Below are 25,622 nucleotides of genomic sequence, written 5' to 3'. Positions count from 1 at the left end.
TCGGACGCCGGTTCCGGCCTCCCGCATCCCTCATTGCCCCGCCGCCGCCCATCCGTTATCACACCAGCCAGCTAGAATTTCCCCATCATGGAGCAGTCACATGGCCGCCTATCAGTACGTCTACCACATGCAGGGTGTCTCCAAGACCTACCCCGGTGGCAAGAAATGCTTTGAAAACATCCACCTCTCCTTCCTGCCCGGCGTGAAAATCGGTGTCGTCGGCGTCAACGGCGCCGGTAAATCCACCCTGATGAAAATCATGGCAGGCCTCGACACCGATTTCACCGGTGAAGCCTGGGCCGCCGAGGGCGCCAAAGTCGGCTACCTGCCGCAGGAGCCGAAACTGGACGAAAGCCTGACCGTGCGTGAAAATGTCATGCTGGGCGTCAAGGCTAAGAAGGACAAGGTCGACCGCTTCAATCAGATCGCGGTCGAGATGGCCGAGAACTACACCGACGAACTGATGGAAGAGATGACCGCACTGCAAGACAGCATTGATGCGGAAAACCTCTGGGATCTGGACAGCCAGATCGACATCTCGATGGAGGCGCTGCGCTGCCCGCCGGATGATGCCGAGATCGCCAACCTGTCGGGCGGTGAGCGCCGCCGCGTGGCGCTGTGCAAGCTCTTGCTGGAAGCGCCGGAAATGCTGCTGCTCGATGAGCCGACCAACCACCTGGACGCCGAGACCATCGCCTGGCTGCAGCAGCACTTGATCGACTACAAGGGCACCATCCTCTGCGTCACCCACGACCGGTATTTCCTGGACGACATCACCAGCTGGATCCTGGAACTGGACCGCGGCCGCGGCATTCCCTACGAGGGCAACTATTCCGCCTGGCTGGAGCAGAAGGCCAAGCGCCTGCAGCAGGAAGCGCGCGAAGACAAATCCAAGCAGAAAACGCTGGAGCGCGAGCTGGAATGGATGCGCCAGGGCGCCAAGGCGCGCCAGGCCAAATCCAAGGCCCGGATCAACGCCTACAACGATCTGGCCGGCCAGTCCGAACGCGAAAAGCTGACCCGCGCCCAGATCGTCATCCCCAACGGCCCGCGTCTGGGCTCCAAGGTGATCGACGTCGAAGGCATCTCCAAACACTACGGCGACAAACAGCTGGTTGAAGGCCTGTCCTTTGATCTGCCTCCCGGCGGCATTGTCGGCGTGATCGGCCCCAACGGCGCCGGTAAATCGACCCTGTTCCGGATGCTGACCGGCCAGGAGCAGCCCGACGCGGGCACCGTCACCTATGGTGACACGGTGAAGCTGTCCTATGTCGACCAGTCGCGCGATGACCTGAACGATGGCGACACCGTGTGGGAAGCAATCTCCGGCGGTGCCGAGATCATCGAGCTGGGCGACGCGCAGGTGAATTCCCGCGCCTATTGCTCCTCGTTCAACTTCAAGGGCGGTGATCAGCAGAAGAGGCTGAACCTGCTGTCCGGCGGTGAACGCAACCGGGTTCACATGGCGCGGCTGCTGAAAGAAGGCGGCAACGTGCTGCTGCTTGACGAGCCGACCAACGACCTGGATGTGGAAACCCTGCGGGCGCTGGAAGACGCGCTGGTCGATTTCGCCGGCTGCGCGGTGGTGATCTCGCACGACCGTTTCTTCCTCGACCGGATCTGCACCCATATTCTGGCCTTTGAGGGCGATGCCCATGTGGAGTGGTTCGAGGGCAACTTCGAGGACTACGAAGAGGACAAAAAGCGCCGCCTGGGACCGGACGCGCTGGAGCCCAAGCGCCTGAAGCACAAGAAGTTTGTGCGGTAATCATGCCGAAGCGGTGGCTCTTGGGTTTGGCCTTGGGGGCCGCATTTCCTCTTTCTGCTGAAGAGGTGCGCCTAAAGTCCGGCGTCAGCGCTGAACTTGCAAGTTCAGCGCTGGTAACTGCCCCTTCAAAATTTGGCGGGGCAGCAGCCGGCAACGCATTGGAGCTGACGTTTACGGTATCAGACACCGGCTACTTCCTGCAGCAGGATGCTCAATCCCTTTGCCGGGTAAATTGGTCCCGGCATTTCAACGCTCTCAAGGCGAAACTGGCGGCGGTTCAGATCAACTCCGGCGTCAGGCTGGTCAACACCAACGCTCCTCTTGTTGCCGTCAAAATCACTTTTAAGCCGGCGGCGTCAGAAACCGGAAACCAAGTGTCTATCGCCACGTTTCTGTGGCTGAATATGCGAGGTTTGAACAAATGCCAGCCTTAAACTTATGCAGCAACGCATGAGCAGAGCAGCTTCACCATCGGCGCAAACCTCTTTGTAGTTTCGCCTTCTTGCTCTTCCAGCGCAGCACAAGGCCCGCGCCTGACCTTGGGGAGGTGCGAATGCGCCTTCCCGGGGGGAAGGTCAGGCGCGGGCCGTGCCGCTGCGCGCCACGTCCCAGAGGGAACTCCTGCCGGCGATGCCCTTTGACTTGGACCGCTGGTTGCGCAGGGCTCCGCCCGTCCGAACCTCAAACGCTCCCCCGGAGCGTTTGCCGCTGCGCGGACCGGTTCGAACTCCGGGGGAGTTGAGACCGTCCAGGAAACTGTCCGGGGGACAGTTTCAGGTCGAAACGGGCGAAGCCCAAGGCGCGGGCCGTGCCGCTGCGCGCCACGTCCCAAGGGGCAGGACGTTACGCTCCCTTCTCCATTTCGCCTTTTCGCCGCTCTGCGCTACCATCGCGGCAGGCGCCCCGGCGCCATCTGTTGGGTAAAGCGTTGGAAAGGATCCCGCATGGCTTTGAAACCGGAAGAGGTGAAGGCACAGGTCGAGGCAACCAAGGGCAAGAAGGCCAAGCGCAAGAAGCTCAAGACTGAACCCGAAGGCACCTCGGAGAAGAAACTGCCCGGCGATCTGCGCAAAGGGCTGGAGGCGCATTTCGGCGGCAATCTGGGCAAGGTCAGGGTGCATGTCGGCGGCAATGCCAAGGACGTCTGCAAGGAACTGAAGGCCAAAGCCTTCACCGTCGGCAACAATATCTATGTGATGAAGCCTGCATTCGCCAAGGATTCCGAACTGCTGGCGCATGAACTGGCCCATGTTCTGGAGCAGGGCAAAGGCAAGATGCCAAAGGCCAAGGACGGCGTGGCGCTGACCTCAAAATAGCCCCGCACCTTCCTTTCGCGCTGTGCCGCTCTGCTTGTTGACACATTTTAAACCTTTTTTAAGCAAAATTGCCCGCAAGATAGCCTTGAGAGACACTGGGGCGGTCAGGCTAGATTGCTCCCGGAGAAGGAGTTGCCATGGTTTGGGCTGGATTGTTCGCAGGTATGATCACCGGGATGTGCGCAACGGCCTTTGGGTTTTTCGTGGCCGCGCTGCCGCTGTGGATGAGCCTGCTGCTGTATCCAGCAGCCGGCCTGGGCGCGACCGTGCTGGTTATTGCTGTTCTTTCCTTGCGCTGCTGGCTGCAATCGCAGCCGGTCCTCGGGCAGGCCTACGGCAACCGCGCCTAACCGCGCAGCCAGCTGACGATCCGGCCCTGCGGCATCGCGCCGGCCTGGCGCTTTTTCTCCTTGCCGCGCTCAAAGGCGACCAGGGTCGGGATGCCGCGGATCCGGTAGCGCGCACCGGTGGACGGGTGATCCTGGGTGTTCAGCTTGACCAACCGCGCTTTGCTGCCCAATGTCTTGGCAGCCTTGGCAAATTCCGGCGCCATCGTCCGGCAGGGCCCGCACCAGGGCGCCCAGAAATCGGCCACCAGCGGCAGATCGTCATTCTGCGCCGCCTTCTGCAAGATGGCCGGATCCACATCCACCGGCTTGCCCGGCATCAGCGCCGCGCCGCAACTGCCGCAATTGGGGCCTTTGCCCAGCTTGTCCTCCGGCACCCGGTTCAGCTGGGCACAGGCCAGGCAGGTCAGGGTCTTGGCGCCCATGATGGCTCCTCCGCATAAATCCTGCCCTGATATAGACGACCGCCGCGGGGCCGCAAGGGAAGCCGCCGGAGCTTCACAAACCTGTAATCAGCACTGGAAGCCGCAGGCCGCCGCTTCAATATCAAGGACATGCAACAGATACTCCGCCTCCTGCCGCCGCTTGCGGCCGTTCTGGCAGCCGCCGAGCTGGCGCATTTTATGAACCTGACCGCAGGACTGGGGGCACATCCCTGGTGGGCGGGCAAAGTGATCTGGCTGGGCGCCCTGCCCGGTCTTGCCCTGGCCCTTGCCGCCCGGCTGCTGCATCTGCCACGCTGGCTGACAGCCGCGGGTTTCGCGGTCTTCGGTGCTGCGGCCTTTGCCATCGCGGCAGCAGGCAAAGCGCAATTCGCCGCGTCTTACGCCGAGAACCTGTTGGCCGGGAAATTCTGGTACTTTGGCTGGATTGCCGTCTGCACCCTGGCTGCTGCTACGCTTGCAACACTTGCCGGCCCGTCTGCGGAAACCCGTTGACCCAGCGCATTCCGCGCCGGAAGATGATTAGAAGACACAACAGACATCCGGAGATTTAGCCATGATTTCACGCCGGAAAATTTTGAGCACTGGCACTGCGGCCGCCGCAGCAACCCTGCTTCCGCTGCCTGCGCTGGCCCGCAAGAAAGACCCCGCTCCCTTTGATCCCACCCCGCAGGAGGTCCGGATCCGCAAGGATTTTGCCCCGGGGCAAATCCTGGTGCTGCCGCGCTCTTACTACCTTTACTTTGTCACCGACAAGCGCAAGGCGATGCGCTATGGCGTTGGTGTCGGCAAGGCCGGTCTGGAGTTCACCGGCACCGCGGTGATCGAACGCAAGAAGGTCTGGCCCACCTGGCGCCCGACCGACGAGATGATCGAACGCGATCCGCGGGCCTATGCCAAATTCGTCGACAATGAGTACATTCAGCCCGGCGGGCCGGAAAATCCGTTGGGTGCGCGGGCCCTGTATCTGTTTCAGAACGGCATCGACACCTACTTCCGCATCCATGGCACCAACCAGCCGCAGACCATCGGGCACTCTGTATCCAACGGCTGCATCCGGATGATGAACGAGCATGTTATGGATCTGTATCAGCGGGTTCCGCTCGGCACGGTTGTGACAGTGCTTTAGGCACGGTTCTGCCGGAGACCCCGCGTCACTTTGGATTTTTTCTTGCGCCAGGGGTGATTCCTACTCAATTCTGTCACCGCAACGTTACGCGGGTATCATCACTGTTGCCTTACCGGCGCGGTCATGACCCTCTAGGTACCGCTGCCGTTCTGCCGCATGAAGCGGGCAGAGAATTGAGACGACTTAGGAGAATACGACGATGGCGACTGGCACCGTCAAATGGTTCAACACCACCAAAGGCTATGGCTTTATTGCACCCGACGATGGCGGCAAGGATATTTTTGTCCACATTTCCGCAGTTGAGCGATCGGGGCTGACCGGCCTGGCAGACAATCAGAAAGTGACCTTTGAGCTGCAGGCGGGCCGGGATGGCCGCGAGTCCGCGGTTGATATTGCACTGGCCTCCTGATCCGAACTTCTGATCACGCTTGAAAGCTTTCAAACAGCCCTGCCCGCCGGGGCTGTTTTCACTGGGTGATCATCTCGACCAGCTGCAGGGCAGCCGGCCCGATCGCAGCCACATTCAGCGCAACGCCCCGGGCATTGGGGTGGATACCGTCATCCTGCATATAAGCCTGCGCCGCAGCAGGGTCGCCACCCGCCTTTGCTGCAATGCCCGCAAAGGCATCCAGGTGCAGAACCGCGCCGAATTCGGCGGCCAGATCCGGGTAGATCGCATCAAAAGCGGCTTTATACTCCGGCCCGTAGTTGCCCGGCGCCTTCATGCCGACCAGAAGTGCTTTAATGCCCAGGGCCTTCGCTTCCTGCAGGATGAGGGCCAGGTTGGCCCGCGCCTCCTCTGGCGCCAGACCGCGCAACAGGTCATTGCCCCCTAAAAGCACGATCAACCCGTCGGGATTGTCCGACAGCGTCCACGCGGCCCGTTCCGCCCCGCCCGCTGTAGTGTCGCCGGACACACCGGCGTTCTGCAGAACCACTTCGGCGCCGTTTTCATTCATCCAGCGCTCCAGCTGCGGCACCAGGCCCTGGTCCTGCGGCAGCCCGTAGCCCTGCACCAGACTGTCGCCCAGGGCAGTGATCCGCAGCGGCTCAGCCCAGGCAGGACATGAAAAAAGCAGCAAACTCAACAGCGCCAGTATCTTGTGCATCGCCGCAAACACTCCATATCCGATAGGTGGATCCAACAGGCAGGCCCTATGACTGACAATAACAGCCCCGTTCTGCATCTGTTAGATGCATCCTTGACCCTGAATAGCAATACCGGCCCGGTAGAGATTTTGCACGGCATCTCGCTGGACATGCAGCAGGGGGAGACTTTGGGGCTGGTCGGGCCGTCCGGGTCCGGCAAGTCGTCGTTGCTGATGCTGATGGGCGGGCTGGAACAGGCAACCGGCGGCACGATCACCGCGCTTGGCCAGGATCTGACGGCGATGGGCGAGGACGCGCTGGCCCGGTTCCGCCGCAATAACATGGGCGTGGTATTCCAGAGCTTTCACCTGATCCCGACCATGACCGCGCTGGAAAACGTGGCAACGCCGCTGGAGCTGGCGGGCGTCAAGGATGCCTTCCCGCGCGCCCAGGCAGAGCTTGAAGCCGTCGGGCTGGGCCACCGGGCAGGCCATTTCCCAGCGCAGATGTCGGGTGGCGAGCAGCAGCGGGTGGCGCTGGCGCGGGCGTTGGCGCCGCGGCCTGCGATCCTCTTGGCGGACGAACCCACCGGCAACTTGGATGAAGCCAATGGCGAGGCGGTGATGGAGCTGCTGTTCGGTCTGCGCGACCGCTATGGCGCGACACTGGTGATGGTCACCCACGCGCCCGAACTGGCCGCGCGCTGCGACCGGGTGGTCCGGCTGCGCGACGGACGGGTCGATGACGAGGCCGCGCGCGAGGCCGCGGAATGAGCACTTCCGCCTTCCGTCTCGCCTGGCGCTTTGCCCTGCGCGAGCTGCGCGGCGGCCTCAAGGGCTTTCGCATTTTCCTGGCCTGCCTGGCGCTGGGAGTCGGGGTAATTGCTGCCATCGGCTCCATCCGGGCATCGATCGAGACCGGCCTGTCGCGCGAAGGCGCGACCATTCTGGGCGGCGATGCCGAGCTGAACTTCACCTACCGCTTTGCCAATGAAGACGAACGCGCCTGGCTGGACCGGAACGCGGTCCGCTATTCCGAGATTGCCGAGTTCCGCTCAATGGCCACGGTGGGCGAGGAACGCGGGCTGACCCAGGTGAAGGCGGTGGACGGGCTGTACCCGTTGAAGGGCGCGATGGACCTTGCGCCGAAGATGCCGCTGGAGACCGCCCTGGCCGGAGCGGAGGGCTTGCCCGGCGGGGTGATGGACCGGGTGCTGGCGGACCGGTTGGGGCTGCAGCCGGGCGATAGCTTCCGATTGGGGACTCAGGATTTCCGCCTGATGGCAGTGATTACCTTGGAGCCGGATGCCGCTGCCTCGGGCTTTGAACTGGGGCCGCGCACTATGGTGAGCACCGGGGATCTGGCGGAGTCAGGCCTGTTGGAGCCGGGCACGCTGTTTGACACCAAATACCGGATGGAACTGCCGGCGGGCAGCGATCTGAACACACTGCAGGCCGAGGCCGAGGGTCTGTTTGAAACCACCGGCATGCGCTGGCGGGATGCCCGCAACGGCGCGCCGGGGATTTCCTCCTTTGTCGAGCGTCTGGGCGGGTTTCTGGTGCTGGTGGGCCTGTCCGGACTGGCGGTGGGCGGGGTTGGCGTTTCCGCCGCCGTGCGGGCCTATCTGGCGACCAAAACCGCCACAATCGCCACCCTGCGCACGCTGGGGGCGGAGCGGCAGACGATTTTCCTGACCTATTTCCTGCAGATCGGCGCATTGACACTGATCGGGGTGGGTATTGGGTTGGTGCTGGGCGGCTTGGGGCCAGTGCTGCTGGGGCCGCTGATTGCGACGCAATTGCCGTTCCCGGCGGTGTTCTCGATCTATCCCTCGGCCCTGACTGAGGCCGCAATATATGGCGTGCTGACTGCTTTCATCTTTGCCTTGTGGCCGCTGGCGCGGGCCGAGCGCATCCGCGCCGCCTCCCTGTTCCGGGACGCTTTTGCCAGCCAAACGCGGCTGCCTGCGCCGCGCTATCTGCTGGCGACCGCGATGGCGCTGGCCGCACTGGTGGGACTGGCCGCCTGGTTCAGCGGCTCGGCGCAGCTGACGTTGTGGACAGCGGGCGGGCTGATGGGCGCGCTGATGGTGCTGCTGGCCGCGGCGCTTGGGATTGGCTTCCTGGCGCGCCGCGGCTCCGGTGCCTCCCGCGGGCGGCCCGCCCTTCGCTGGGCGCTGTCCTCCATTGGCAGTGCGCGGGACGGCGCAGTGCCTGCGGTGCTGGCGCTGGGGCTGGGGCTGACGGTACTGGCTGCCATCGGCCAGATCGACGGCAACATGCGCCGCGCTATTGCGGGCAACCTGCCGGATGTGGCGCCCAGTTATTTCTTTGTCGACATCCAGCGCAGCCAGATGCCCGGGTTTCTGGAACGGGTCGAGAATGACCCGGCTGTGAACCGGGTAGAGAACGCGCCGATGCTGCGCGGGGTGCTGACCCGGATCAACGGCCAGGCGGCCACGGAAGTTGCCGGTGATCACTGGGTGGTGCGCGGCGACCGCGGCATCACCTATGCCGCTACCCAGCCGGAGGCGACTGAGGTCACGGCAGGCAAGTGGTGGCCGGAGGATTATACCGGCGAACCGCAGATCAGCTTTGCCGCAGAAGAGGCGGAGGAACTGGGCTTGAAATTGGGCGATACGCTGACGCTGAACATCCTGGGCCGCGATATCAACGGCACCATCACCAGCTTTCGCAACGTGGATTTCTCCACCGCCGGGATGGGGTTTGTGATGGTGCTGAACGAGTCTGCCCTGGCCGGTGCACCGCACAGTTTCATCGCCACAGTTTACGCCGAGGAACGGGCCGAGGCCGCAATCCTGCGCGATCTGGCGCGCGAGATGCCGAACATCACTGCGATCCGGATGCGCGATGCGATTGACCGGGTGTCGGACATCCTGCGCCAGCTGGCCGCCGCCACCGCCTATGGCGCCGCAGCAACGCTGTTGACCGGGTTTCTGGTGCTGCTGGGCACCGCCGCGGCTGGAGAGCCTGCGCGCCGGTATGAGGCGGCACTGCTGAAAACACTGGGCGCGCCGCGCAAACAGATCCTGCTGAGTTTTGCCCTGCGCTCAGCCCTGCTGGGAGCGGCCGCCGGGCTGGTGGCGCTGGCGGCGGGCATTGCCGGGGCCTGGGCCATCAATGCCTATGTGTTCGAGACCAGCTATGCGGTGATCTGGCCCAATGCTCTGATGGTGATTTCAGGCGGGGTGCTGACAACCCTGCTGGCCGGACTGGCTTTTGCCCTGCGTCCGCTAGCGGCAAAACCCGCCCGCATCCTGCGCGCAAGGGAATAAATGGCGCTGCGGCGGCCTTAGCGGGCGCCGCAGGAAACCGGCTGCAGGATCCGCATCAGATCGTGGTTGTCACAGACCAGCGCTTCCAGTGTGATGTCATCCAGCGAGGTGTAAAACGCCTGCGCAGCATCAGCCAGTGCCACTTTCAGACGGCAGGCATCGGTCAACGGGCAGGTGTTATCTGCATCGGCAAAGCATTCCACCATCGGCAGGCCGCCTTCGACATCGCGGAACACGTCGCCGATGCGGATCTCTATTGCGGGTTTACCGAGGTTCATGCCACCGTTGCGGCCCCGCTGGGTCGCCAGATAGCCAAGCTGGCTCAGCTGGTTTATCACCTGCGCCAGGTGGTTTTCAGAGATGTTGCAGCATTCGGCAATCTCGGCCTTGGTCACCAGACGGTCTTCATGCGCGGCGCAATACATCAGCAGCCGCACGGCAATGTTGGTCCTTTTGGTAATGCGCATGGGTCGCTCCCGCAGCTATGGTGCATCGCTTATTGCACAGGCCGGGAAAAAGCGGTTTGACATACATCAATAACCGGAAACACCGCAGAAAGGCAGAGCGGATGACAGCCCCTTACTTCTTTGGCTACGGCAGCCTGGTGAACACGGTCACGCATGACTATGGCGGCGCCCGGCCTGCACGGTTGCAGGGTTGGCGGCGGGCCTGGGTTCATACCGCTCTGCGCGAGGTTGCATTTCTGTCGGCTGTTCCCTGCGCGGACAGCGTGATTGACGGGTTGATCGCCGAGGTGCCCGGGGCCGACTGGGCGGCGCTGGACGAACGCGAGTTCGCCTATGACCGGCTGCCTGCATCAGACAGGGTGCAGCACGGGTTGGAAGGAACGCCCGATATTTCTGTCTATGCCATTGCGGCGGGCAAGAAAAATGGCGCCACCGAGCAGCACCCAATCCTGCTCAGCTATCTGGATGTGGTGCTGCAGGGCTATTTGCAGATCTTTGGCGAGGCCGGGTTGCACGATTTTGTTGCAACCACTGATGGCTGGGACGCCCCGGTTCTGAATGACCGGGCCGCGCCGCGCTATCCGCGCCATCAGCCGGTTTCAACGGCCGAACGCAAATTGTTTGATGAACTGATCGGCAGTACAGGCGCGCGTCGGATAGACTCAGGGTCATGATAGAAAAGGCGCTGTTGCACCTCGGCCGGATTGCACGGCAGCTCTGGTTCAGGGTTGTTCTGATTTCCCTTTTTTCCCTGCTGGCCCTGCTGCTTGCGCCGCTGGCAAAACCGCTGCTGCCGGACGGTCTGAGCGAGGATTTCGGGCGCGAGGCGGTGCTGCCGGTGCTGACGATCCTTGCCTCTGGAATGCTGGCGGTCACCACATTTTCGCTCAACGTCATGGTCAGCGCCTACCGCACCGCGGCCTCGACGGCGACACCGCGGGTCTACCGGCTGCTGCTGGAGGACACCGTCACCCAGCGGGTGCTGGCGACATTTGTGGGCGGGTTTATCTATTCGCTGAGCGCGGTGATCCTGTTCCGGGCCCGCTATTACACACCGGAAGGCGCGCTGGCGGTCTTTGGCCTGACTATCATCGTGGTGATCTTGATCGTCGGCGCCATCCTGCGCTGGATTGATCACCTGTCCAGCCTTGGCAGCATGGACCACACCCTGCGGCTGATCGAGAACCGCACCCGCGCTAGCCTGCGCACCCGGGTGAAAAAGCCCTGCCTGGGCGGATTGTGCGCACGTGAAGATGCCAAACCCGAAGACGCAGTGGATATCCCCGCCGCCCAAAGCGGATTTGTCCGCTACGCGGGGCTGGCCCAGCTGAATGAGCTGGCCGCAGAGGCAGGCACGCAGATCACCCTGGCGCGCGCGCCGGGGCAATACATCCTGCGCGGCCAGCCGGTGGCCTGGGCCACGGGGGGCGGCAGCAAGTTCCGCAAGACGGCTTCTGCTGCGATCGACATCGGGGATGTGCGCAGTTTTGATCAGGATCCGTCTTTCGGCCTGACATTGCTGGCGGAGACCGCGCAAAAGGCGCTGTCGCCCGGTGTCAATGATCCCGGCACCGCGGTTGAAGTCATGGGCCGGCTGGAACGGTTGCTGTGGGAGAACACGCCGGCGGATGAGACCAGTGACGCCCGCGAGGCCGCCTACCCCAATGTCTGCATCCCCCCTGTTACCGCACAGCATCTGCTGGCATGCGCCTTTCCGCCGATTGCCCGCTGCGGCAGTGAGGCCCCATCAGTCATGCGCTGGATGGAAAAGTCGCTGGATGCGCTTGGCGAACATCCGAACCCGGAGATGGCAAAGGCTGCCAAGGAGATGTGCCAGGAGCTGAAAGACGGCAGCTGGGGCTGATCCGCCTGTGATTGGCGAAAGGGTATGCTCCCGCCTGTTCCGGCGCATGAAATATGCGCAGTGCACAGTTGGGCATGGCACCGCTCCCCATGGGGAGCGGTGCAGCGCCGCGCCTCAGCGCGGCGCCGGGCCCAACCGGTGGTACGGTATCTTTGATGCCGGTCCGACGGGCGGGAGCGCTCCGGAAAGAAAATGACGGCACCCTGAAGCGCCGCCATTTTTAATCTCTGACAAACTTCGATCAGCCGCGGGCGCGGACCTTTTCCATCAGCGACAGAAGTGCCGACATGTCCGGGCCGCGTTCCATGCCGGTTACCGCCTTGCGCAGCGGCATGAACAGCCCCTTGCCCTTGCGCCCCGTGGCCTCTTTCACCGCAGTGGTCCAGGTTTTCCAGCTGTCGGCGTCGTAGGGGCCTTCGGGCAGCATCGCCATAGCTTCGGCGATAAAGTCCTTGTCCTCATCCGCCACCAGCGGCTCGGCACCGTCGCGGCACAACTCCCACCAGCCTGCCAAATCTTTCAGCGTTGTGATGTTCTCTTTGGCCATGTCCCAGAAGGCGGCCTGCTTTTCGATTGGAACACCCAGCGCGTCCACGTGGCTCTGCACCGCCTCCAGCGGCAGCGACTGCAGATGGCGGGCGGTCAGCGGATAGAGATCCTCGGCATCGAACTTGGTCGGCGCCGCACCAAAGCGGTTGATGTCGAAACCTTCGATCAGCTCGGCCATTTCCGAACGCAGTTCGACCGGGTCGGAAGACCCCAGGCGCGCCATCAATGACAACAGCGCCATCGGCTGCACGCCCGCTTCGCGCAGGTCGCGCAATGCCAGCGTGCCCAAACGCTTGGACAGCGCCTCGCCCTGCGGGCCGGTCAGCAGCGAGTGGTGCGCGAACGACGGCACGGTGCCGCCCAGCGCCTCGATGATCTGGATCTGGGTCGCCGTATTGGTCACGTGGTCGGAACCGCGCACCACATTGGTCACACCCATTTCGGTGTCATCCACCACCGAGGCCAGGGTGTAAAGGAATTGGCCGTCGCCGCGGATCAGCACCGGATCGGAGACCGAAGCTGCATCGATGGAGATATCGCTGAGGATTCCATCGGTCCACTCGATGCGCTGATGGTCCAGCTTGAAGCGCCAGACACCGTCGCCGCGCTCCGCGCGCAGGGCGGCTTTCTCGTCGTCCGACAGGGCCAGCGCCGCGCGGTCATAAACCGGCGGCTTGCCCATGTTCAGCTGTTTCTTGCGCTTCAGGTCCAGCTCGACCGGGGTCTCGAACGCCTCGTAGAAACGGCCGATTTCGCGCAGTTTATCAGCGGCGGCGACATAGCGGTCCAGGCGTTCAGACTGGCGCTCAACCTTGTCCCAGGTCAGGCCCAGCCATTCCAGGTCCTGCTTGATGGCATCGACGTATTCTTCCTTTGACCGCTCCGGGTCGGTATCGTCGATGCGCAGGATGAAGGTGCCGCCGGCCTTGCGGGCGATCAGGTAGTTCATCAGCGCGGTGCGCAGGTTGCCGACGTGGATATAGCCGGTCGGCGACGGGGCAAATCGGGTGGTGGTCATCACGGTTCTCCTGTTGCCGTTGCCTTGTCACATGGGTCGCGGTTTGTCCAGTTTCAGGGGCGTTAACGCGCCTTTGGCGCGGTGCCTCCCCTCTCGGCGGCAAAGCCGCCTGCCGGCCTGCGGGCACGAGTATTTTCAAAAAGATGAAGAGGCTGCCGGGTCAATCCGGCTGCACCGGCCACATCGCATTAAGGTCTTTTAATCCGGTGCGAATGAGTTCGGACAGCACCTCCAGGTCGATATCGGCGAGCTTGTTCACGTAAAGGCAGCTTCTGCCCAGCTTGTGTTTGCCCAGGCACGCAAGGAAGGCGCCGTAGTCCTGATAGCCCGGCATGATGTAGATCGAATGGCGCGTCTTGCGTGGCGAGAAACCGGTGGCGAGAAAGTCTCCTTCGCGTCCCGTTGCATAGCGGTAGTGGTAGCGCCCGTAGCCGATGATGGAAGGGCCCCACATCTGCGGCTTGAAACCGGTGGTTTGGCAGAACAGGGCATCCAGCTCTTGTGCTTCTGCCGCCTTGCGCTCTGGTTCAACCGTGGCAAGGAAATCTGCAACGCTTTCTCCGGTCGGGACGGTCTTGTTTTGGCTCATGGCGGGAGCCCTCCTTCCTGCATCCTAACCCGCATCACGGGATTGTTTACAGCCCACTGCCGCCGCAGCGCTAGGATGCGGGCAGTCCAATGCAACTTGGAGGTTCCCTAATGACTGTTTCCCTGTCCCGCCGTGCTGCCTTGGCCGGCGCTGCCGCCCTGCCCCTTGCCGCAGCTGCAACACCTGTTCTGGCCGGCGCCCACGGCGGCCGTGCCGAAGCGCCCACCGCCCATTCGTTCAAACTGGGTGAGATGCCGGTCACCACACTGCTGGATGCCTCATCCTTGCGTGACGGACCGAAGCCGCTGTTTGGCGCAGCGGCCAGCGATGCGGAGTTTGCCGAAGTTTCTGCTGAGAACTTCGTCTCAGCAGAAACACTGCAGTTCTATTTCACTCCTACCCTGGTGGATACCGGCGCCGAGCTGGTGCTATTTGACACCGGGCTTGGCGCAGGCGGCATCGCCAAGGCGCTGGCGGCAGCCGGGGTCACGCCCGACCAGATCAATGTGGTTGTGATCACCCATATGCACCCGGACCACATTGGCGGGCTGATGACAGACGGTGCGCCCACCTTTGCCAATGCCCGCTACATCATGGGATCTGCCGAGTATAACTTCTGGTCCAAAATGGAGGCCGGCAACCGGGTCGGTGATCTGGTGGCCAGCAATGTGACGCCGCTGACAGAGAAGACCACGTTCATTGACAACGGCGCCAGCGTGGCGCCGGGGGTCACTGCGATGGCAAGCTTTGGCCACACGCCCGGGCATATGGGCTTCATGCTGGAAAGCGGCGGCCGGCAGCTGTTGCTGACTGCAGATCTGGCCAATCACTATGTCTACAGCTTTGCCCGGCCCGACTGGGCGTTCAGCTTTGATGCCGATGCCGAGGCGGCCAGCGCGTCACGCCGCCGGGTACTGGGGATGCTGGCCGCCGACAAGGTTCCGATGATCGGCTATCACATGCCCTTCCCCGCCGCCGGTTTTGTCGAAACGCGTGGCGAGGGTTTCCGCTATGTACCGGTCAGCTATCAGCTGATGGGCTAAGCGGCCCGGTTCAATAGCCGGTTTGCGGCCCGTATCCGCAGCCGTCCGTGAAACGGGACAGGCGGAAGTCGTGCGGGTCCACCACGGGTGCACCGCCGGTCACCAGATCGGCGGCCAGCTTGCCTGCCGCCGGGCCGATGCCAAAGCCGTGGCCAGAGAAGCCGGTAGCGACAAACAGCCCCGGCAGCCCATCGGCTTGCGAGATCACTGGAATCGCATCCGGTGTCACGTCGATCAACCCGCCCCAGCTCTGTACCACATCGGCACCTTGCAGCACCGGAAACGCCTTTTGCGCCGCCGCCCAGCCGCTTTTCAAGGCCTTTTGCGATGGGGCCGGGTCCAGCACCCGACACAGTTCAAACGGTGTGGTCTGGTTCGGCTGCCAGCGACGGGCCTCGGCCGCTTCCTCAGCCCAGCGGTTTGACAGGCGGAATTGCAACGCCCGCCACTCCTGGCGGTAGCTGGGCAGGAATTTCCAGCCCAGCCGGAAACTGTCGGGCACGATATCGACGATGTTTTCATGGGCATCGGCCACGGTGTAGCCGCCATCGGCGCGCTTGCGCAGGCCAAGGTTGGTAGCACGGATCGCGGTTTCCGGCCCGCCCTGTACTGGCGAAGTGCGCAGGACCGAATTCAGGACTTTCAATTGCGGCAGGTGCACACCGGCATTGCCCAGGAACAGCCGCGACCAGGCCCCGCCTGCCACAACAACAGCAGAGCAGGCAACCCGGCCGCGTTCGGTCATCACCCCGCTGATGCGGCCTGCGGCGGTCTCAACGCTGCGCACGGCGCATTCTGTCATCACCTTGGCGCCTGCGGCCTGCGCGGCGGAGGCAATCGCATGAGTGGCCAGTTGCGGTTCTGCCCGCCCGTCCATCGGCGTCAGCAGTCCGCTGCGGGTCTTGGTCTGGTGGCCCGGCATCAGCTGGCCGATCTGGTCGCCGCGGACCATGCGGGCGTTCTGTTCCCAGCCGTCAAGATTGCGCCGCCAGCGTTCCAGCTGGGCTTCGCGCTTACTGGTTTCCGCCGTGTAGAGGATGCCAGAGCGGGTAAAGCCCGTCTCGTGCCCCGTGCGGGCGTTCAGACCTTCCCAAAGCCGCAGCGCCTCGGCCATCAGCGGGATTTCCCGCGGATCACGGCAGGAAATCCGCACCCATCCCCAGTTGCGCGAGCTTTGCTCACCGGCGATCTGGCCTTTTTCGCACAACAGCACTGAACAGCCGCGCTCGGCCAGCTCAAGTGCGGTGGCGGCGCCAATGATGCCCCCGCCGATCACCACGGTGTCGACGGTTTTGGGCAAGGCCAGATCGGATTGAAAGTGAGGCAGCTTTGGTCCGGGCATGCAGGCATCTATGCCCGCTGCGGAATCGCCGGTCCAGCATGCAGGCGCGCGCCATGCGCTGGTTTCCGGCATTGTGATTTTTCCGCCGCATATCAGAGCGTTGCCGACGCCAGGCAAGGCTTTAGAGGCGGCCAAGATACCGTGAAAATATCCACGGCTTCAAAGGGTTAACGACCGAATCAGGATGGGTCGCGCCAGCGGTTCACGATCGGGTAGCGCCGGTCCAGCCAGAACGCGCTTGGAGTCAGGCGGGCGCCGGGCGCGGACTGGAAGCGTTTGTATTCGCTGATGTAAACTAGATGCTCAACCCGTTTGGCCACATCCCGGTCAAAGCCCGCCGCGACGCAATCTGCAATTGAACCGTCCTTGTCCACTAGAATTTCCAGCAGCGCGTCCAGCTCCGGGTAATCTGGCAGGCTGTCGCTGTCCTTCTGGTCCTCGCGCAGTTCGGCACTGGGCGGCTTGTCGATCACATTGGGGCGGATCACTTCGCCTTCAGGCCCCATCATCCAGGGACGATGATGGGCGTTGCGCCAGCGGCAGGTTTCAAACACCCGTGTCTTGTACATGTCCTTGATCGGGTTATAGCCACCGTTCATGTCACCATAAATGGTGGCATAGCCCACCGCGACTTCGGATTTGTTTCCGGTGGTCAGCAGCATTTCCCCGAACTTGTTGGACATCGCCATCAGCAGCAGACCGCGCAAGCGGGACTGGATGTTTTCCTCAGTCAGGCCCGGCTCCATTCCGGCGAACAGCGGTGCCAGCGTATTGGTGATTGCTTCGCGGCCCTCGGAAATCGGTACATAGTCGTAATGCACGCCCAGCGCCTTGCCGACGGCTTCGGCATCCTCCAGCGACTCGTCGGAGGTGTACTCAGAAGGCAGCATCACGCAGCGGACGTTTTCAGCGCCAAGCGCGTCCACCGCAATGGCCGCCACGATGGCCGAGTCCACGCCGCCGGACAGCCCCAACAGCACCCTCCTGAAACCGGTTTTTCCCATGTAGTCGCGCAAAGACTCGACCATCACACGGTAATCCTGCTCCCACGCGTCCGGCAGATGCGCTTTATCGCCCTCCACCGCGCACCAGCCCTCGTCTGTGCGTTCCAGGTCCAGATGGGCATAAGCCTCGTCAAACACCGGCATCTGCAGCGCCAGCGCGCCGCCCGGGTTCAAGACGAAGGAGCCGCCGTCAAACACCTGATCATCCTGGCCGCCCACCATGTTCAGATAGATCACCGGCAGATGGGTTTCGACAGCGCGCGCCACCATGTGGTTAAAGCGCACCTCCATCTTGTTGCGGAAATAGGGCGAGCCGTTTGGAATCAGCAGAAATTCGGCACCGGTTTCGGCAAGGGTTTCGGCGACATCCTCGTGCCAGCCATCCTCGCAGATGGGGGAGCCGATGCGGGTGTTGCCAACCGCGTAAGGGCCACCCAAAGGGCCGGCATCAAAGATCCGGACTTCGTCAAAGACGGTCTCGTTCGGCAAGTGGTGCTTGAGGCTGCGCGACGCGATCTTGCCGCCCTTAAGGATCAGATAGGCATTGTAGAGCTTACCGCCCTCGATCCACGGCCCGCCGATTGCCAGCGCCGGACCCTCGGCGCATTCCACCGCCAGTTTTTCGACCTCGGCAATCGCCGCCTGATGAAAGGCCGGTTTCATCACCAGGTCCTGCGTGTTGTAACCGGTGATGAACATTTCCGGCAGCGCCACCAGATCGGCGCCAGCCTTGCGGCCCTCCTCCCAGGCGGCTTTGGCCTTGGCGGCATTGCCGGCCAGGTCGCCCACTGTGGGGTTCAGCTGCGCCAGTGTCACGCGAAAACGGTCTGCCATGCTGCTTTGGCCCTTTGCAAAACTCACTCACAGCCATTTACCAGATTGAACGCCAAGTAAAAGAGCAAGGCGCGGAGGCCGGGTAAAAGACATTGCGGCTCCGCTTGCGGTAGCTTAGTTTCCGGGCGAGCAACCCAATATGGCAGCAGCACCGTAATTCCTGGGCAGGCAGAGGTTTCAATGACCCGTTTCGGCACCGCATTCGCGTTTTCCACACTTCTGGCACTGGCCGCACCGGCGCTGGCCCAAGAAGGTGACGTTATCACCACTCAGGACGAAATCGGCGGTGTCTATGAAGGCACTTTCAAGGGCGGACTGCAGCATGGCACCGGCACTTACAAGCTGCCAAGCGGCTATGAATACACCGGTGAATGGGTCGATGGTGAAGTGCGCGGCCAAGGCGTGGCACGCTTTCCGGACGGCTCGGTCTATGAAGGCGGGTTTGCGCAAGGCAAGCCGCACGGGCTGGGCAAATTGACCCGCGCCGACGGCAGCACCTATGAGGGCGGCTGGCAGTACGGGCAAATCCATGGCGACGGCACCTCGGTTTATGCCAGCGGCGTGCGGTATCACGGCAGCTTTGCCGATGGTAAGCGGCACGGCAAGGGCGTGATGTCTTCCCCCGATGGCTATTCCTATGATGGCGATTGGGTTGCGGGCCGCCAGCAAGGCCAAGCTAAGATCACCTACGGCGAGGGCACAGTTTACGCGGGTGCTGTGGCTGACGGCCAGTTGCAGGGCCAAGGCAAGCTGGAAACCTCGGACGGGCTGGTTTACGAGGGCGAATGGGCCGCAAGCCAGATGCATGGCACCGGCCGCCTGATGCAGCCCAACGGCGATGTGTACGAAGGCGAGCTGCAAAACGGCCGCCGTCATGGCACCGGCAAGCAGACCTATGCCAACGGCGACGTCTACGCCGGCGACTTCCTGGACGATAAGCGCCACGGCATGGGCACTTTCACCGAAAAAGACGGCTACACCTATACCGGCGAATGGGTGAAGGGACAGATCGAAGGCAAAGGCAAAGCTGTCTATCCGGACGGGTCGGTTTATGAGGGCGATTTCCGCGATGACCTGGCTGAGGGCCAGGGCAAGATCACCTATCCCGACGGCTCCACCTACCAAGGCGCTTGGATGGCCGGCGTGATCGAAGGCAAAGGCACCGCGACCTACCCCAACGGCATCACCTATACCGGGGATTTTCAGAACGCCAAGAACCATGGCCAAGGGGTGATGACCTATGCCGACGGTTACCGCTACGAGGGCGGCTGGCAGGACGGGCAGCGCCATGGCGACGCCAAGGTGACCTATGCCGATGGCTCGGTCTATACCGGCCAGTTCGCGGACAGCCAGCGGCACGGCCAGGGCAAGATCGAAATGCCCGACGGCTTCGTCTACGAAGGCAGCTGGCAAGAGGGCAAGATCTTTGGCGAGGGTGTAGCGACCTATGCCAATGGCGACGTTTACGAGGGCAGCTTTGTCAACGGCAAGCGGCAGGGGTCGGGCACGATGAAATACGCCAGCGGCCAGCAGGCGGACGGCACTTGGGAAAACGGCGCGTTGGTGAGTCGCGAAACCGAGTAAGCAAAAAACGTTAAGCCAAATCAACAGGTGCGCCTAAAAGCGCACCTGCTCTCTTTCAGCCAATGCGGATGCGGCTCAGGTGATCGGGCATTGCCACGCCTTCCAGATTGGCAGGGTCCGGCTGCGGCGGCTTAAGCTCCATTGCCATTGGCACAACCCCGGCCCAGATCGGCAGCGTGTAATCCTCCTCGTCATCCTTGGGCGGGCCGGAACGGATCTTGGCGGCGCCTTCCTCGATCGGCATTCGCAGCAGGGCTGTTGCTTTCAGCTCCTGGCCGGTCATCGGGCGCAGCGCGTCCCAGCGGCCCGGGAAGATATGATCCACCATGGTTTTGAGGCTGGCAGCCTTGGCGTCTTCATCTGTCACCTTCTCCGCCACGCCGAACAGCATGGCAGAGCGGAAGTTGACCGAGTGGTGGAAGGCCGAGCGCGCCAGCACATAGCCATCCATGCAGGTGACTGTCAGACAGACATCTGACCCTTGCATGGCGCGGATAGCGCGGCTGGCTGCGGAGCCGTGCCAATACACGTGATCGCCCTCGCGCCATTGCAGCGTCGGCAAAACCGACGTGCTGCCATTGATCTGGTAGCCGATATGGCCAAGCGGCATGGCATCGAGCACCTGATAGACGGCTTCGCGGTCATAAAGCCCGCGCTCATGCGCGCGGCGCAGGCGGCTGCGTTCGGATTTCAAAGCGGTTTCCGGTTCGGGCTGGCTCATCGGCTGATCTCTTGTTCTTGATTGTCTTTTCACGACAGCTATGCGCAAATTGGCCTATGATTAAGTTCCAGTTTCTTGCAAAATCGGCAGTCCACTGTGATTGATCTGTCCTCTGTGCTTTCCAGCACAAATGCTGAACCGCTGTATCAGCAGATTGTTTCGGCACTGCGCCGCCGGATCAGTGAGGGCAGCCTGGCGATCGGCACCCGGCTGCCGTCATCGCGGGCGCTGGCGCAGGATCTGGGGGTGGCACGGTCCACTGTGGTGACGGCCTATGACCAGCTGGTGGCCGAGGGGTTCGCCGAACCTCGGCGCGGAGCGGGTATCTTTGTCTGCGATGTGGCACCGATCCGCCCGCCCGAGGCCCCGTCCCGGCCTTTGCCGGCGGTGACACCGCCTGCCCCGGGCATGCTGCAGCCCGGCGCGCCGGACCCGGAGGTATTTCCGGCCCGGCCCTGGGCGCGCTGTGTTTCACGTGTGGCAAGAATGGATCCGTTGAGCCTCAGCCACCAGGAAGATGCCTTTGGCGATCCTGAACTGCGGCGCGAGATCGCCGCCTATGCAGCCCGTTGGCGGGGGATAGAGTGCAGTGCCGAACAGGTTCTGGTCACCAGCGGCGCCCGCGAAGCGCTGGAGCTGACAATGGATTTTCTGGTCGGCGGCGAGGATATTGCACTGGAAGCGCCTGGCTTCACACCCACTCAGCGGTTTGCGGTGTCGCGCGGCTGGGACGTACGCTGGCTGCGGGCCGGGGCACGCGGGGCGGCAGTGCCGCCGCAAATGGCTAAGGTCACGCTGCTGACCCCGTCGCATCAGTTCCCGCTCGGCGGCACCCTTCCCGTTCCCCAGCGGCAGGCCTTTCTGCAAGCGGCCAAGGACCGGGACGGCTGGATCATCGAAGACGATTTCGACAGCGAGTTCCGGTATGCCGGGCAGCCGGTTCCCGCCATGGCCGCGCTCGACCGCGAGGGGCGCTGCATCTATGCGGGCACATTTTCCAAAACATTCTCCCACGCACTGCGTCTGGGATATGCGATTCTGCCGCCCGCGCTGGTGCCAGAGTTCCGCGCCCAGTTTATCCACCCCAGTGCAGGCGCCGCGATCACCGCGCAGCGGCCCCTGGCCGAGTTCATGGCCTCGGGGCAGTACGACCGCCACATCCGCCGCGCCCGCAGGCTTTATGCCGAACGTTACTCTGCGGCGGCGGAGGCTCTGTCAGCATGGCCAGAGGATTTGGGCTCCTTCCAGCGCCACAATGCCGGGATGCAGATCGCCTTTCATCTGGCAAGCAAGCGATGCGACACACAGATCTGCCGCGATGCTGCCAAAGCTGGCTACGCCGTTCGGCCTTTGTCCCCGCATGATCCAGCCAAACGGTCACAGGGGCTGCTGATCGGATTTTGCCAAAGCCGCGCCGATGTGCTGCCCGGCCAAATCGGAACGCTGCGCCGGATCGTAGAGCAAAGCTGAAATTCTCTGCCTATGGGCTTTTCATTTACCATTGCCTCTGTATAAATCCCTGCATGACCATTTGCGCAGATATCCCCTTTGCCGACGCCGCGTCCCGCGGTGCCGCTCTGCGCGCCCTACTGATCCTAGCCCGCCTCTGAGCGTGCCCTTCCGGCGCGCCCGCTCAGAGGATTGCCGCACGCGCGCCATCAAAGGCTTATGATGCCCCAAAGGGCTTAGGACAGAGACAAGAGATACCGACATGACCAACAATTCCCCGACTGCCGGCCCGAATTCCGGCGACAAATCCCGTGTTGTCATTTTCGACACAACCCTGCGCGACGGCGAGCAAAGCCCCGGCGCCACCATGACCCATGACGAGAAGCTCGAGATTGCCGGGCTTCTGGATGATATGGGCGTCGACATCATCGAGGCCGGCTTTCCGATTGCTTCTGAGGGCGACTTCCGCGCGGTATCCGAGATTGCGGAACGCTCAAAAAAATCGGTGATCTGCGGCCTGGCGCGCGCCAGCTTCAAAGACATCGACCGCTGCGCCGAGGCCGTGCGCAAGGCTGCGCAGCCGCGCATCCATACCTTTATCGGCACCTCGGCGTTGCACCGCGCCATCCCGAACCTGACCATGGACGAGATGGCCGACAAGATCCATGAAACGGTGACCCATGCCCGCAATCTGGTGGACAACGTGCAGTGGTCGCCGATGGATGCGACCCGGACAGAATGGGACTACCTGTGCCGGGTGATCGAGATCGCGATCAAAGCCGGCGCCACGACCATCAATATCCCCGACACCGTGGGTTACACCGCGCCGATGGAAAGCGCTGACCTGATCAAGCGGCTGATCGAGACCGTGCCGGGCGCAGATGAGGTGGTCTTTGCCACCCACTGCCACAACGACCTTGGCATGGCGACCGCCAACGCGCTGGCCGCAGTTGCGGGCGGTGCACGCCAGATCGAATGCACCATCAACGGCCTTGGCGAACGCGCGGGCAACACCGCGCTGGAAGAGGTCGTGATGGCGCTGAAGACGCGCAACGACATCATGCCCTGGCACACCGGCATCGACACCACCAAGATCATGCATATCTCGCGCCGGGTTTCGACCGTCTCCGGCTTTGTGGTTCAACCGAACAAGGCGATCGTCGGCAAGAACGCCTTTGCCCATGAAAGCGGCATCCATCAGGACGGGATGCTGAAGAACCGCGAAAACTTCGAGATCATGCGGCCTGAGGATGTGGGCCTCTCCGGCACCTCGCTGCCGCTTGGCAAGCATTCCGGCCGTGCCGCGCTGCGCGACAAGCTGGAACACCTTGGCTATGAGGTTGGCGACAACCAGCTGAAGGACGTTTTTGTCCGCTTCAAAGAGCTGGCCGACCGCAAGAAAGAGGTGTTTGACGACGACCTCATCGCGCTGATGCGCACCGGAGTGGACGCTGAGAACGACTATCTGAAAGTGGTCTCGATGAAGGTGGTCTGCGGCACCGGCGGCCCGGCGGAAGCCACCCTTGAGATGGAGATCGATGGCAAGGACGTCACTGAGACGGCTGAGGGCGACGGCCCGGTCGATGCGACCTTCAAGGCGATCCGCATGATCCATCCGAACTCTGCCCGTCTGCAGCTGTATCAGGTGCATGCGGTGACCGAAGGCACCGACGCGCAGGCAACTGTGTCGGTACGGCTGGAGGAAGACGGTATCATCGCCACCGGCGAAAGCGCCAATACCGATACGGTTGTTGCTTCGGCCAAGGCTTATGTGAACGCGTTGAACCGCCTGATCGTGCGCCGCGGCCGGGTTGGTGAAGGTGCCGATACGCGTGAGATATCCTATAAAGATCTGGCTTGATCCAAGGCCGGACAGACAGAACAAACAAAGGGCGCCCGCTGCGGCGCCCTTTGTTGCTCAATGCGAAACCTCCGGCCGGACAGAGCGGATGGTGCGCGGTTACTTGCGGGAAATCCCCTCGAACAGCGCCGACAGCCGGGCAGCTTCTTCTGCGATGCCGTAGGGGGCATTGACCACGAACATGCCGCTGCCGATCATCCGGTGCCCATCACGGACCGGCGGAAAGGAGACCTCGTGGCGCAATGCCCCGGGCAGGCCTTGCGCCTCCAGTGCCTTGAGCATCTGCTTGTGGGAGCCGTCCTTGAGGATTGGATACCACAAGGCGATGATCCCGACATTCCACTTCTTGTGCAGCTGGCCGATGATGCCGGGGATGCGGGCATAGTCGGTTTTAATCTCGTAACTGGGGTCAATCAGCATGAGGCCGCGGCGGGGTGTTGGCGGCGCCAGCGACATGGCCAGCTCGAACCCGTCCTGCTGATGCACTTTGGCCCGCCAGGGCCTCAGCGCGGCGCGCAGGGCGGTGCTTTCCTGCGGATGCAGCTCGGCAAAATGCATTGCGTCGCCCGGGCGCAGCAAAGACGCCGCAACCAGCGGCGAACCCGGATAGGCAGTCCCGCCATGCTTTTTGCGGGTTTCCGTCAGGGCGAGGTGCAGCGGGTGATCCGCTGCCAGGCCTTGGTCCGCCAAAACACGGGTGATGCCTTGTTCCGCCTCGCCGGTCTTGACCGCCTCAGCCGCGTCCAACTGGTAGAGGCCCCGCCCCGCATGGGTTTCGATATAGCTGAGCGGTTTGCCCTTGCGGGTAAGATAGGCCAGCATCCAGGCAAGCAGTGCGTGCTTCTGGACATCGGCCAGGTTCCCGGCGTGGTATATGTGCTGATAGGAGAGCATAAGCCCCCTCTAGCGGCAATTGCCGGAGGGCGGAAGGGGCAGCGCACGCCGGGTAAACGGAATCTCAACCTCAACACAGCAGACTGCAGCCAGTCGAGATACCGCAGAATGCAGGTCCCTTATGCCCCTCAGAACGAGCGCCGTTGCCCTCTTCCTTACACTTCTGGCTATGCTGCTGTGCGCCGCGGCAGCGGTCAGCGCGCAAGGCTATTCGCTGGTCGGCAGCCAGTTCTTCCTGCACAAAGCCTCTGCCCCGCAACCCGGTTCTGCGCCAGGCACGGCACCGCAGGCAATTGCCAGCCTGCTGCCCGATACCCTGCCCGGAGCCGGCACCGGGCGCGGTGCGGTGTCGCTGGACCCCGGTGCCGCCAGCCTGTTCCGCGGCCGCAGCGGCGGCAGCCTGTTTGCCCCGCTCCTCAGCGCGCCGCCAAGCGTAAGCCGCCTGCTGTCGCTGATCGCCAGCGCCGAGGCAGGCAAGGCAAACTATGATGCCGTGCAGCACGGCGCCAAACGCAAGCCGCCGAAGAAACCCACGCAGATGACCGTTGCCGAGATAAACGCCTGGATCAATGCAACGCCAGGACAGCCCCACGCCATCGGGCGCTATCAGCTGATCCCCGCAACCTTCCGGCGGCTGGTCAAGCATCAGGGTGTGAAACCGCAGGCCCGCTTCTCGCCCGAGCTGCAGGATCAGCTGGCGCATCAGCTGATCGAAGAGGCCGGCTACAGCGCCTTCCTGCAGGCTGAGATGCCGCGCAAGACCTTCATGCTGAACCTGGCCAAGATCTGGGCCGGGCTGCCGACCTCCAGCGGCAAATCCTATTACGAGGGCTATGCCGGCAACAGCGCCAGCCTGACCTGGTCGCATTTTGATGCTGAAATGAAGCGGATTTTCTCCAGTTGACCTGGGCCCGCTGCTGCCGGCCCAGGCGGGGTTCTGCGCCAGTCCCGGTCTTCCCGCTGGGACAGAGCCGGTAATGACGCCGTGGACTTGGCGGAAAGGCGCTGTTTCACCA

25 protein-coding genes are annotated in these 25,622 nt (G+C 62.9%); 16 read left to right on the top strand and 9 right to left on the bottom strand.

Going from position 1 to position 25,622, the window contains the following annotated elements:
• Positions 1–100 precede the first annotated feature (100 nt).
• The 4 genes from ettA to AQUI_RS27695 all read left to right on the top strand — a co-directional run bounded on the left by ettA (position 101) and on the right by AQUI_RS27695 (position 3,434).
• On the top strand, positions 101–1,768 hold the full coding sequence (gene ettA / locus AQUI_RS0111810) for an energy-dependent translational throttle protein EttA (protein ID WP_027257709.1): 1,668 nt from the start codon (positions 101–103) through the stop codon (positions 1,766–1,768).
• 20 nt (positions 1,769–1,788) lie between these two features.
• Positions 1,789–2,202, top strand: a complete 414-nt coding sequence (locus tag AQUI_RS0111805; RefSeq protein ID WP_211236010.1) for a hypothetical protein — start codon at positions 1,789–1,791, stop codon at positions 2,200–2,202.
• 510 nt (positions 2,203–2,712) lie between these two features.
• Positions 2,713–3,084: an eCIS core domain-containing protein gene (locus tag AQUI_RS0111800; RefSeq protein ID WP_027257707.1), complete on the top strand. Its 372-nt coding sequence runs from the start codon at positions 2,713–2,715 to the stop codon at positions 3,082–3,084.
• 164 nt (positions 3,085–3,248) lie between these two features.
• Positions 3,249–3,434: a hypothetical protein gene (locus tag AQUI_RS27695; RefSeq protein ID WP_156916812.1), complete on the top strand. Its 186-nt coding sequence runs from the start codon at positions 3,249–3,251 to the stop codon at positions 3,432–3,434.
• On the opposite strand, the gene trxC is transcribed toward AQUI_RS27695, so the two are convergent.
• Positions 3,431–3,856, bottom strand: coding sequence for a thioredoxin TrxC (trxC, locus tag AQUI_RS0111790; RefSeq protein WP_027257706.1), 426 nt, complete (start codon positions 3,854–3,856; stop codon positions 3,431–3,433). The genes AQUI_RS27695 and trxC overlap by 4 nt on opposite strands.
• A gap of 129 nt (positions 3,857–3,985) precedes the next feature.
• On the opposite strand from trxC, the gene AQUI_RS0111785 reads away from it, so the two are divergent.
• From AQUI_RS0111785 to AQUI_RS0111775, 3 genes are all read left to right on the top strand, one after another.
• Entirely contained in the window at positions 3,986–4,369 is a 384-nt protein-coding gene (locus AQUI_RS0111785; protein WP_035919932.1) for a hypothetical protein, read from the top strand.
• A gap of 61 nt (positions 4,370–4,430) precedes the next feature.
• Positions 4,431–5,003 (top strand): L,D-transpeptidase, encoded by a 573-nt coding sequence (locus AQUI_RS0111780; protein WP_027257704.1) that lies wholly within the window; start codon positions 4,431–4,433, stop codon positions 5,001–5,003.
• A gap of 199 nt (positions 5,004–5,202) precedes the next feature.
• The gene (locus AQUI_RS0111775; protein WP_027257703.1) at positions 5,203–5,412 is read left to right on the top strand and encodes a cold-shock protein; all 210 of its coding nucleotides are present in this window, start codon (positions 5,203–5,205) and stop codon (positions 5,410–5,412) included.
• Positions 5,413–5,470: 58 nt separating this feature from the next.
• On the opposite strand, the gene AQUI_RS0111770 is transcribed toward AQUI_RS0111775, so the two are convergent.
• Entirely contained in the window at positions 5,471–6,112 is a 642-nt protein-coding gene (locus tag AQUI_RS0111770; protein WP_027257702.1) for an arylesterase, read from the bottom strand.
• A gap of 48 nt (positions 6,113–6,160) precedes the next feature.
• Between AQUI_RS0111770 and AQUI_RS0111765 the strand changes: the two genes are divergently transcribed.
• Entirely contained in the window at positions 6,161–6,865 is a 705-nt protein-coding gene (locus AQUI_RS0111765) for an ABC transporter ATP-binding protein (protein WP_027257701.1), read from the top strand.
• Complete coding sequence (locus tag AQUI_RS0111760; protein WP_027257700.1) at positions 6,862–9,387, top strand: ABC transporter permease; 2,526 nt, start codon at positions 6,862–6,864, stop codon at positions 9,385–9,387. Before AQUI_RS0111765 ends, AQUI_RS0111760 begins: the two co-directional genes overlap by 4 nt.
• Before the next feature lie 17 nt (positions 9,388–9,404).
• Here AQUI_RS0111760 and AQUI_RS0111755 read toward each other — a convergent pair whose 3' ends face one another.
• Positions 9,405–9,854, bottom strand: coding sequence for an RrF2 family transcriptional regulator (locus AQUI_RS0111755; protein WP_027257699.1), 450 nt, complete (start codon positions 9,852–9,854; stop codon positions 9,405–9,407).
• Positions 9,855–9,955: 101 nt separating this feature from the next.
• Between AQUI_RS0111755 and AQUI_RS0111750 the strand changes: the two genes are divergently transcribed.
• A complete protein-coding gene (locus AQUI_RS0111750) occupies positions 9,956–10,528 on the top strand; it encodes a gamma-glutamylcyclotransferase family protein (protein WP_027257698.1) in 573 nt (190 codons plus the stop codon).
• Complete coding sequence (locus tag AQUI_RS0111745; RefSeq protein ID WP_027257697.1) at positions 10,525–11,718, top strand: DUF2254 domain-containing protein; 1,194 nt, start codon at positions 10,525–10,527, stop codon at positions 11,716–11,718. Before AQUI_RS0111750 ends, AQUI_RS0111745 begins: the two co-directional genes overlap by 4 nt.
• Positions 11,719–11,959: 241 nt before the next feature.
• On the opposite strand, the gene gltX is transcribed toward AQUI_RS0111745, so the two are convergent.
• Together gltX and AQUI_RS0111735 are read right to left on the bottom strand one after the other, a co-directional pair.
• Complete coding sequence (gltX, locus tag AQUI_RS0111740) at positions 11,960–13,285, bottom strand: glutamate--tRNA ligase (protein WP_027257696.1); 1,326 nt, start codon at positions 13,283–13,285, stop codon at positions 11,960–11,962.
• A 160-nt stretch (positions 13,286–13,445) separates the two neighbouring features.
• Positions 13,446–13,874, bottom strand: a complete 429-nt coding sequence (locus tag AQUI_RS0111735) for a DUF1801 domain-containing protein (RefSeq protein ID WP_027257695.1) — start codon at positions 13,872–13,874, stop codon at positions 13,446–13,448.
• Positions 13,875–13,984: 110 nt separating this feature from the next.
• On the opposite strand from AQUI_RS0111735, the gene AQUI_RS0111730 reads away from it, so the two are divergent.
• Positions 13,985–14,917: an MBL fold metallo-hydrolase gene (locus AQUI_RS0111730; RefSeq protein ID WP_027257694.1), complete on the top strand. Its 933-nt coding sequence runs from the start codon at positions 13,985–13,987 to the stop codon at positions 14,915–14,917.
• 10 nt (positions 14,918–14,927) lie between these two features.
• On the opposite strand, the gene AQUI_RS0111725 is transcribed toward AQUI_RS0111730, so the two are convergent.
• Both AQUI_RS0111725 and AQUI_RS0111720 read right to left on the bottom strand, forming a co-directional pair.
• The gene (locus tag AQUI_RS0111725; RefSeq protein ID WP_027257693.1) at positions 14,928–16,259 is read right to left on the bottom strand and encodes an NAD(P)/FAD-dependent oxidoreductase; all 1,332 of its coding nucleotides are present in this window, start codon (positions 16,257–16,259) and stop codon (positions 14,928–14,930) included.
• 179 nt (positions 16,260–16,438) lie between these two features.
• Positions 16,439–18,097 (bottom strand): NAD+ synthase, encoded by a 1,659-nt coding sequence (locus tag AQUI_RS0111720; RefSeq protein WP_027257692.1) that lies wholly within the window; start codon positions 18,095–18,097, stop codon positions 16,439–16,441.
• A gap of 180 nt (positions 18,098–18,277) precedes the next feature.
• Between AQUI_RS0111720 and AQUI_RS0111715 the strand changes: the two genes are divergently transcribed.
• Entirely contained in the window at positions 18,278–19,681 is a 1,404-nt protein-coding gene (locus AQUI_RS0111715) for an MORN repeat-containing protein (protein ID WP_027257691.1), read from the top strand.
• A 55-nt stretch (positions 19,682–19,736) separates the two neighbouring features.
• Here AQUI_RS0111715 and AQUI_RS0111710 read toward each other — a convergent pair whose 3' ends face one another.
• Positions 19,737–20,402, bottom strand: a complete 666-nt coding sequence (locus AQUI_RS0111710) for a pyridoxamine 5'-phosphate oxidase family protein (RefSeq protein WP_027257690.1) — start codon at positions 20,400–20,402, stop codon at positions 19,737–19,739.
• Between the two features lie 96 nt (positions 20,403–20,498).
• On the opposite strand from AQUI_RS0111710, the gene pdxR reads away from it, so the two are divergent.
• On the top strand, positions 20,499–21,872 hold the full coding sequence (pdxR, locus tag AQUI_RS0111705) for a MocR-like pyridoxine biosynthesis transcription factor PdxR (RefSeq protein ID WP_035919931.1): 1,374 nt from the start codon (positions 20,499–20,501) through the stop codon (positions 21,870–21,872).
• A 241-nt stretch (positions 21,873–22,113) separates the two neighbouring features.
• Positions 22,114–23,712, top strand: coding sequence for a 2-isopropylmalate synthase (locus AQUI_RS0111700; protein ID WP_027257688.1), 1,599 nt, complete (start codon positions 22,114–22,116; stop codon positions 23,710–23,712).
• A gap of 99 nt (positions 23,713–23,811) precedes the next feature.
• On the opposite strand, the gene AQUI_RS0111695 is transcribed toward AQUI_RS0111700, so the two are convergent.
• The gene (locus AQUI_RS0111695; protein WP_027257687.1) at positions 23,812–24,606 is read right to left on the bottom strand and encodes a 23S rRNA (adenine(2030)-N(6))-methyltransferase RlmJ; all 795 of its coding nucleotides are present in this window, start codon (positions 24,604–24,606) and stop codon (positions 23,812–23,814) included.
• 121 nt (positions 24,607–24,727) lie between these two features.
• Between AQUI_RS0111695 and AQUI_RS0111690 the strand changes: the two genes are divergently transcribed.
• On the top strand, positions 24,728–25,510 hold the full coding sequence (locus AQUI_RS0111690; RefSeq protein WP_027257686.1) for a lysozyme family protein: 783 nt from the start codon (positions 24,728–24,730) through the stop codon (positions 25,508–25,510).
• Positions 25,511–25,622: the final 112 nt, after the last annotated feature.

Origin of the sequence: Leisingera aquimarina DSM 24565 (assembly GCF_000473165.1) — a bacterium.
Lineage (GTDB): Bacteria > Pseudomonadota > Alphaproteobacteria > Rhodobacterales > Rhodobacteraceae > Leisingera > Leisingera aquimarina.
The sequence above is the reverse complement of the archived record's forward strand: the minus strand, read 5'-3'. Positions and strand labels throughout refer to the sequence as shown.

Excerpts from the sequence above, each read along its gene's own strand:
- AQUI_RS0111785 (WP_035919932.1), top strand. The coding sequence starts at position 3,986 with ATGCAACAGATACTCCGCCTCCTGCCGCCGCTTGCGGCCGTTCTGGCA.
- AQUI_RS0111770 (WP_027257702.1), bottom strand. The coding sequence starts at position 6,112 with ATGCACAAGATACTGGCGCTGTTGAGTTTGCTGCTTTTTTCATGTCCT.
- AQUI_RS0111755 (WP_027257699.1), bottom strand. The coding sequence starts at position 9,854 with ATGCGCATTACCAAAAGGACCAACATTGCCGTGCGGCTGCTGATGTAT.
- AQUI_RS0111765 (WP_027257701.1), top strand. The coding sequence starts at position 6,161 with ATGACTGACAATAACAGCCCCGTTCTGCATCTGTTAGATGCATCCTTG.
- trxC (WP_027257706.1), bottom strand. The coding sequence starts at position 3,856 with ATGGGCGCCAAGACCCTGACCTGCCTGGCCTGTGCCCAGCTGAACCGG.
- gltX (WP_027257696.1), bottom strand. The coding sequence starts at position 13,285 with ATGACCACCACCCGATTTGCCCCGTCGCCGACCGGCTATATCCACGTC.
- AQUI_RS0111775 (WP_027257703.1), top strand. The coding sequence starts at position 5,203 with ATGGCGACTGGCACCGTCAAATGGTTCAACACCACCAAAGGCTATGGC.
- ettA (WP_027257709.1), top strand. The coding sequence starts at position 101 with ATGGCCGCCTATCAGTACGTCTACCACATGCAGGGTGTCTCCAAGACC.
- AQUI_RS0111715 (WP_027257691.1), top strand. The coding sequence starts at position 18,278 with ATGACCCGTTTCGGCACCGCATTCGCGTTTTCCACACTTCTGGCACTG.
- AQUI_RS0111750 (WP_027257698.1), top strand. The coding sequence starts at position 9,956 with ATGACAGCCCCTTACTTCTTTGGCTACGGCAGCCTGGTGAACACGGTC.
- AQUI_RS0111800 (WP_027257707.1), top strand. The coding sequence starts at position 2,713 with ATGGCTTTGAAACCGGAAGAGGTGAAGGCACAGGTCGAGGCAACCAAG.
- AQUI_RS0111730 (WP_027257694.1), top strand. The coding sequence starts at position 13,985 with ATGACTGTTTCCCTGTCCCGCCGTGCTGCCTTGGCCGGCGCTGCCGCC.
- AQUI_RS0111695 (WP_027257687.1), bottom strand. The coding sequence starts at position 24,606 with ATGCTCTCCTATCAGCACATATACCACGCCGGGAACCTGGCCGATGTC.
- AQUI_RS0111690 (WP_027257686.1), top strand. The coding sequence starts at position 24,728 with ATGCCCCTCAGAACGAGCGCCGTTGCCCTCTTCCTTACACTTCTGGCT.
- AQUI_RS0111760 (WP_027257700.1), top strand. The coding sequence starts at position 6,862 with ATGAGCACTTCCGCCTTCCGTCTCGCCTGGCGCTTTGCCCTGCGCGAG.
- AQUI_RS0111720 (WP_027257692.1), bottom strand. The coding sequence starts at position 18,097 with ATGGCAGACCGTTTTCGCGTGACACTGGCGCAGCTGAACCCCACAGTG.
- AQUI_RS0111710 (WP_027257690.1), bottom strand. The coding sequence starts at position 20,402 with ATGAGCCAGCCCGAACCGGAAACCGCTTTGAAATCCGAACGCAGCCGC.
- AQUI_RS0111780 (WP_027257704.1), top strand. The coding sequence starts at position 4,431 with ATGATTTCACGCCGGAAAATTTTGAGCACTGGCACTGCGGCCGCCGCA.
- AQUI_RS0111745 (WP_027257697.1), top strand. The coding sequence starts at position 10,525 with ATGATAGAAAAGGCGCTGTTGCACCTCGGCCGGATTGCACGGCAGCTC.
- AQUI_RS0111735 (WP_027257695.1), bottom strand. The coding sequence starts at position 13,874 with ATGAGCCAAAACAAGACCGTCCCGACCGGAGAAAGCGTTGCAGATTTC.
- AQUI_RS27695 (WP_156916812.1), top strand. The coding sequence starts at position 3,249 with ATGATCACCGGGATGTGCGCAACGGCCTTTGGGTTTTTCGTGGCCGCG.
- AQUI_RS0111725 (WP_027257693.1), bottom strand. The coding sequence starts at position 16,259 with ATGCCCGGACCAAAGCTGCCTCACTTTCAATCCGATCTGGCCTTGCCC.
- AQUI_RS0111700 (WP_027257688.1), top strand. The coding sequence starts at position 22,114 with ATGACCAACAATTCCCCGACTGCCGGCCCGAATTCCGGCGACAAATCC.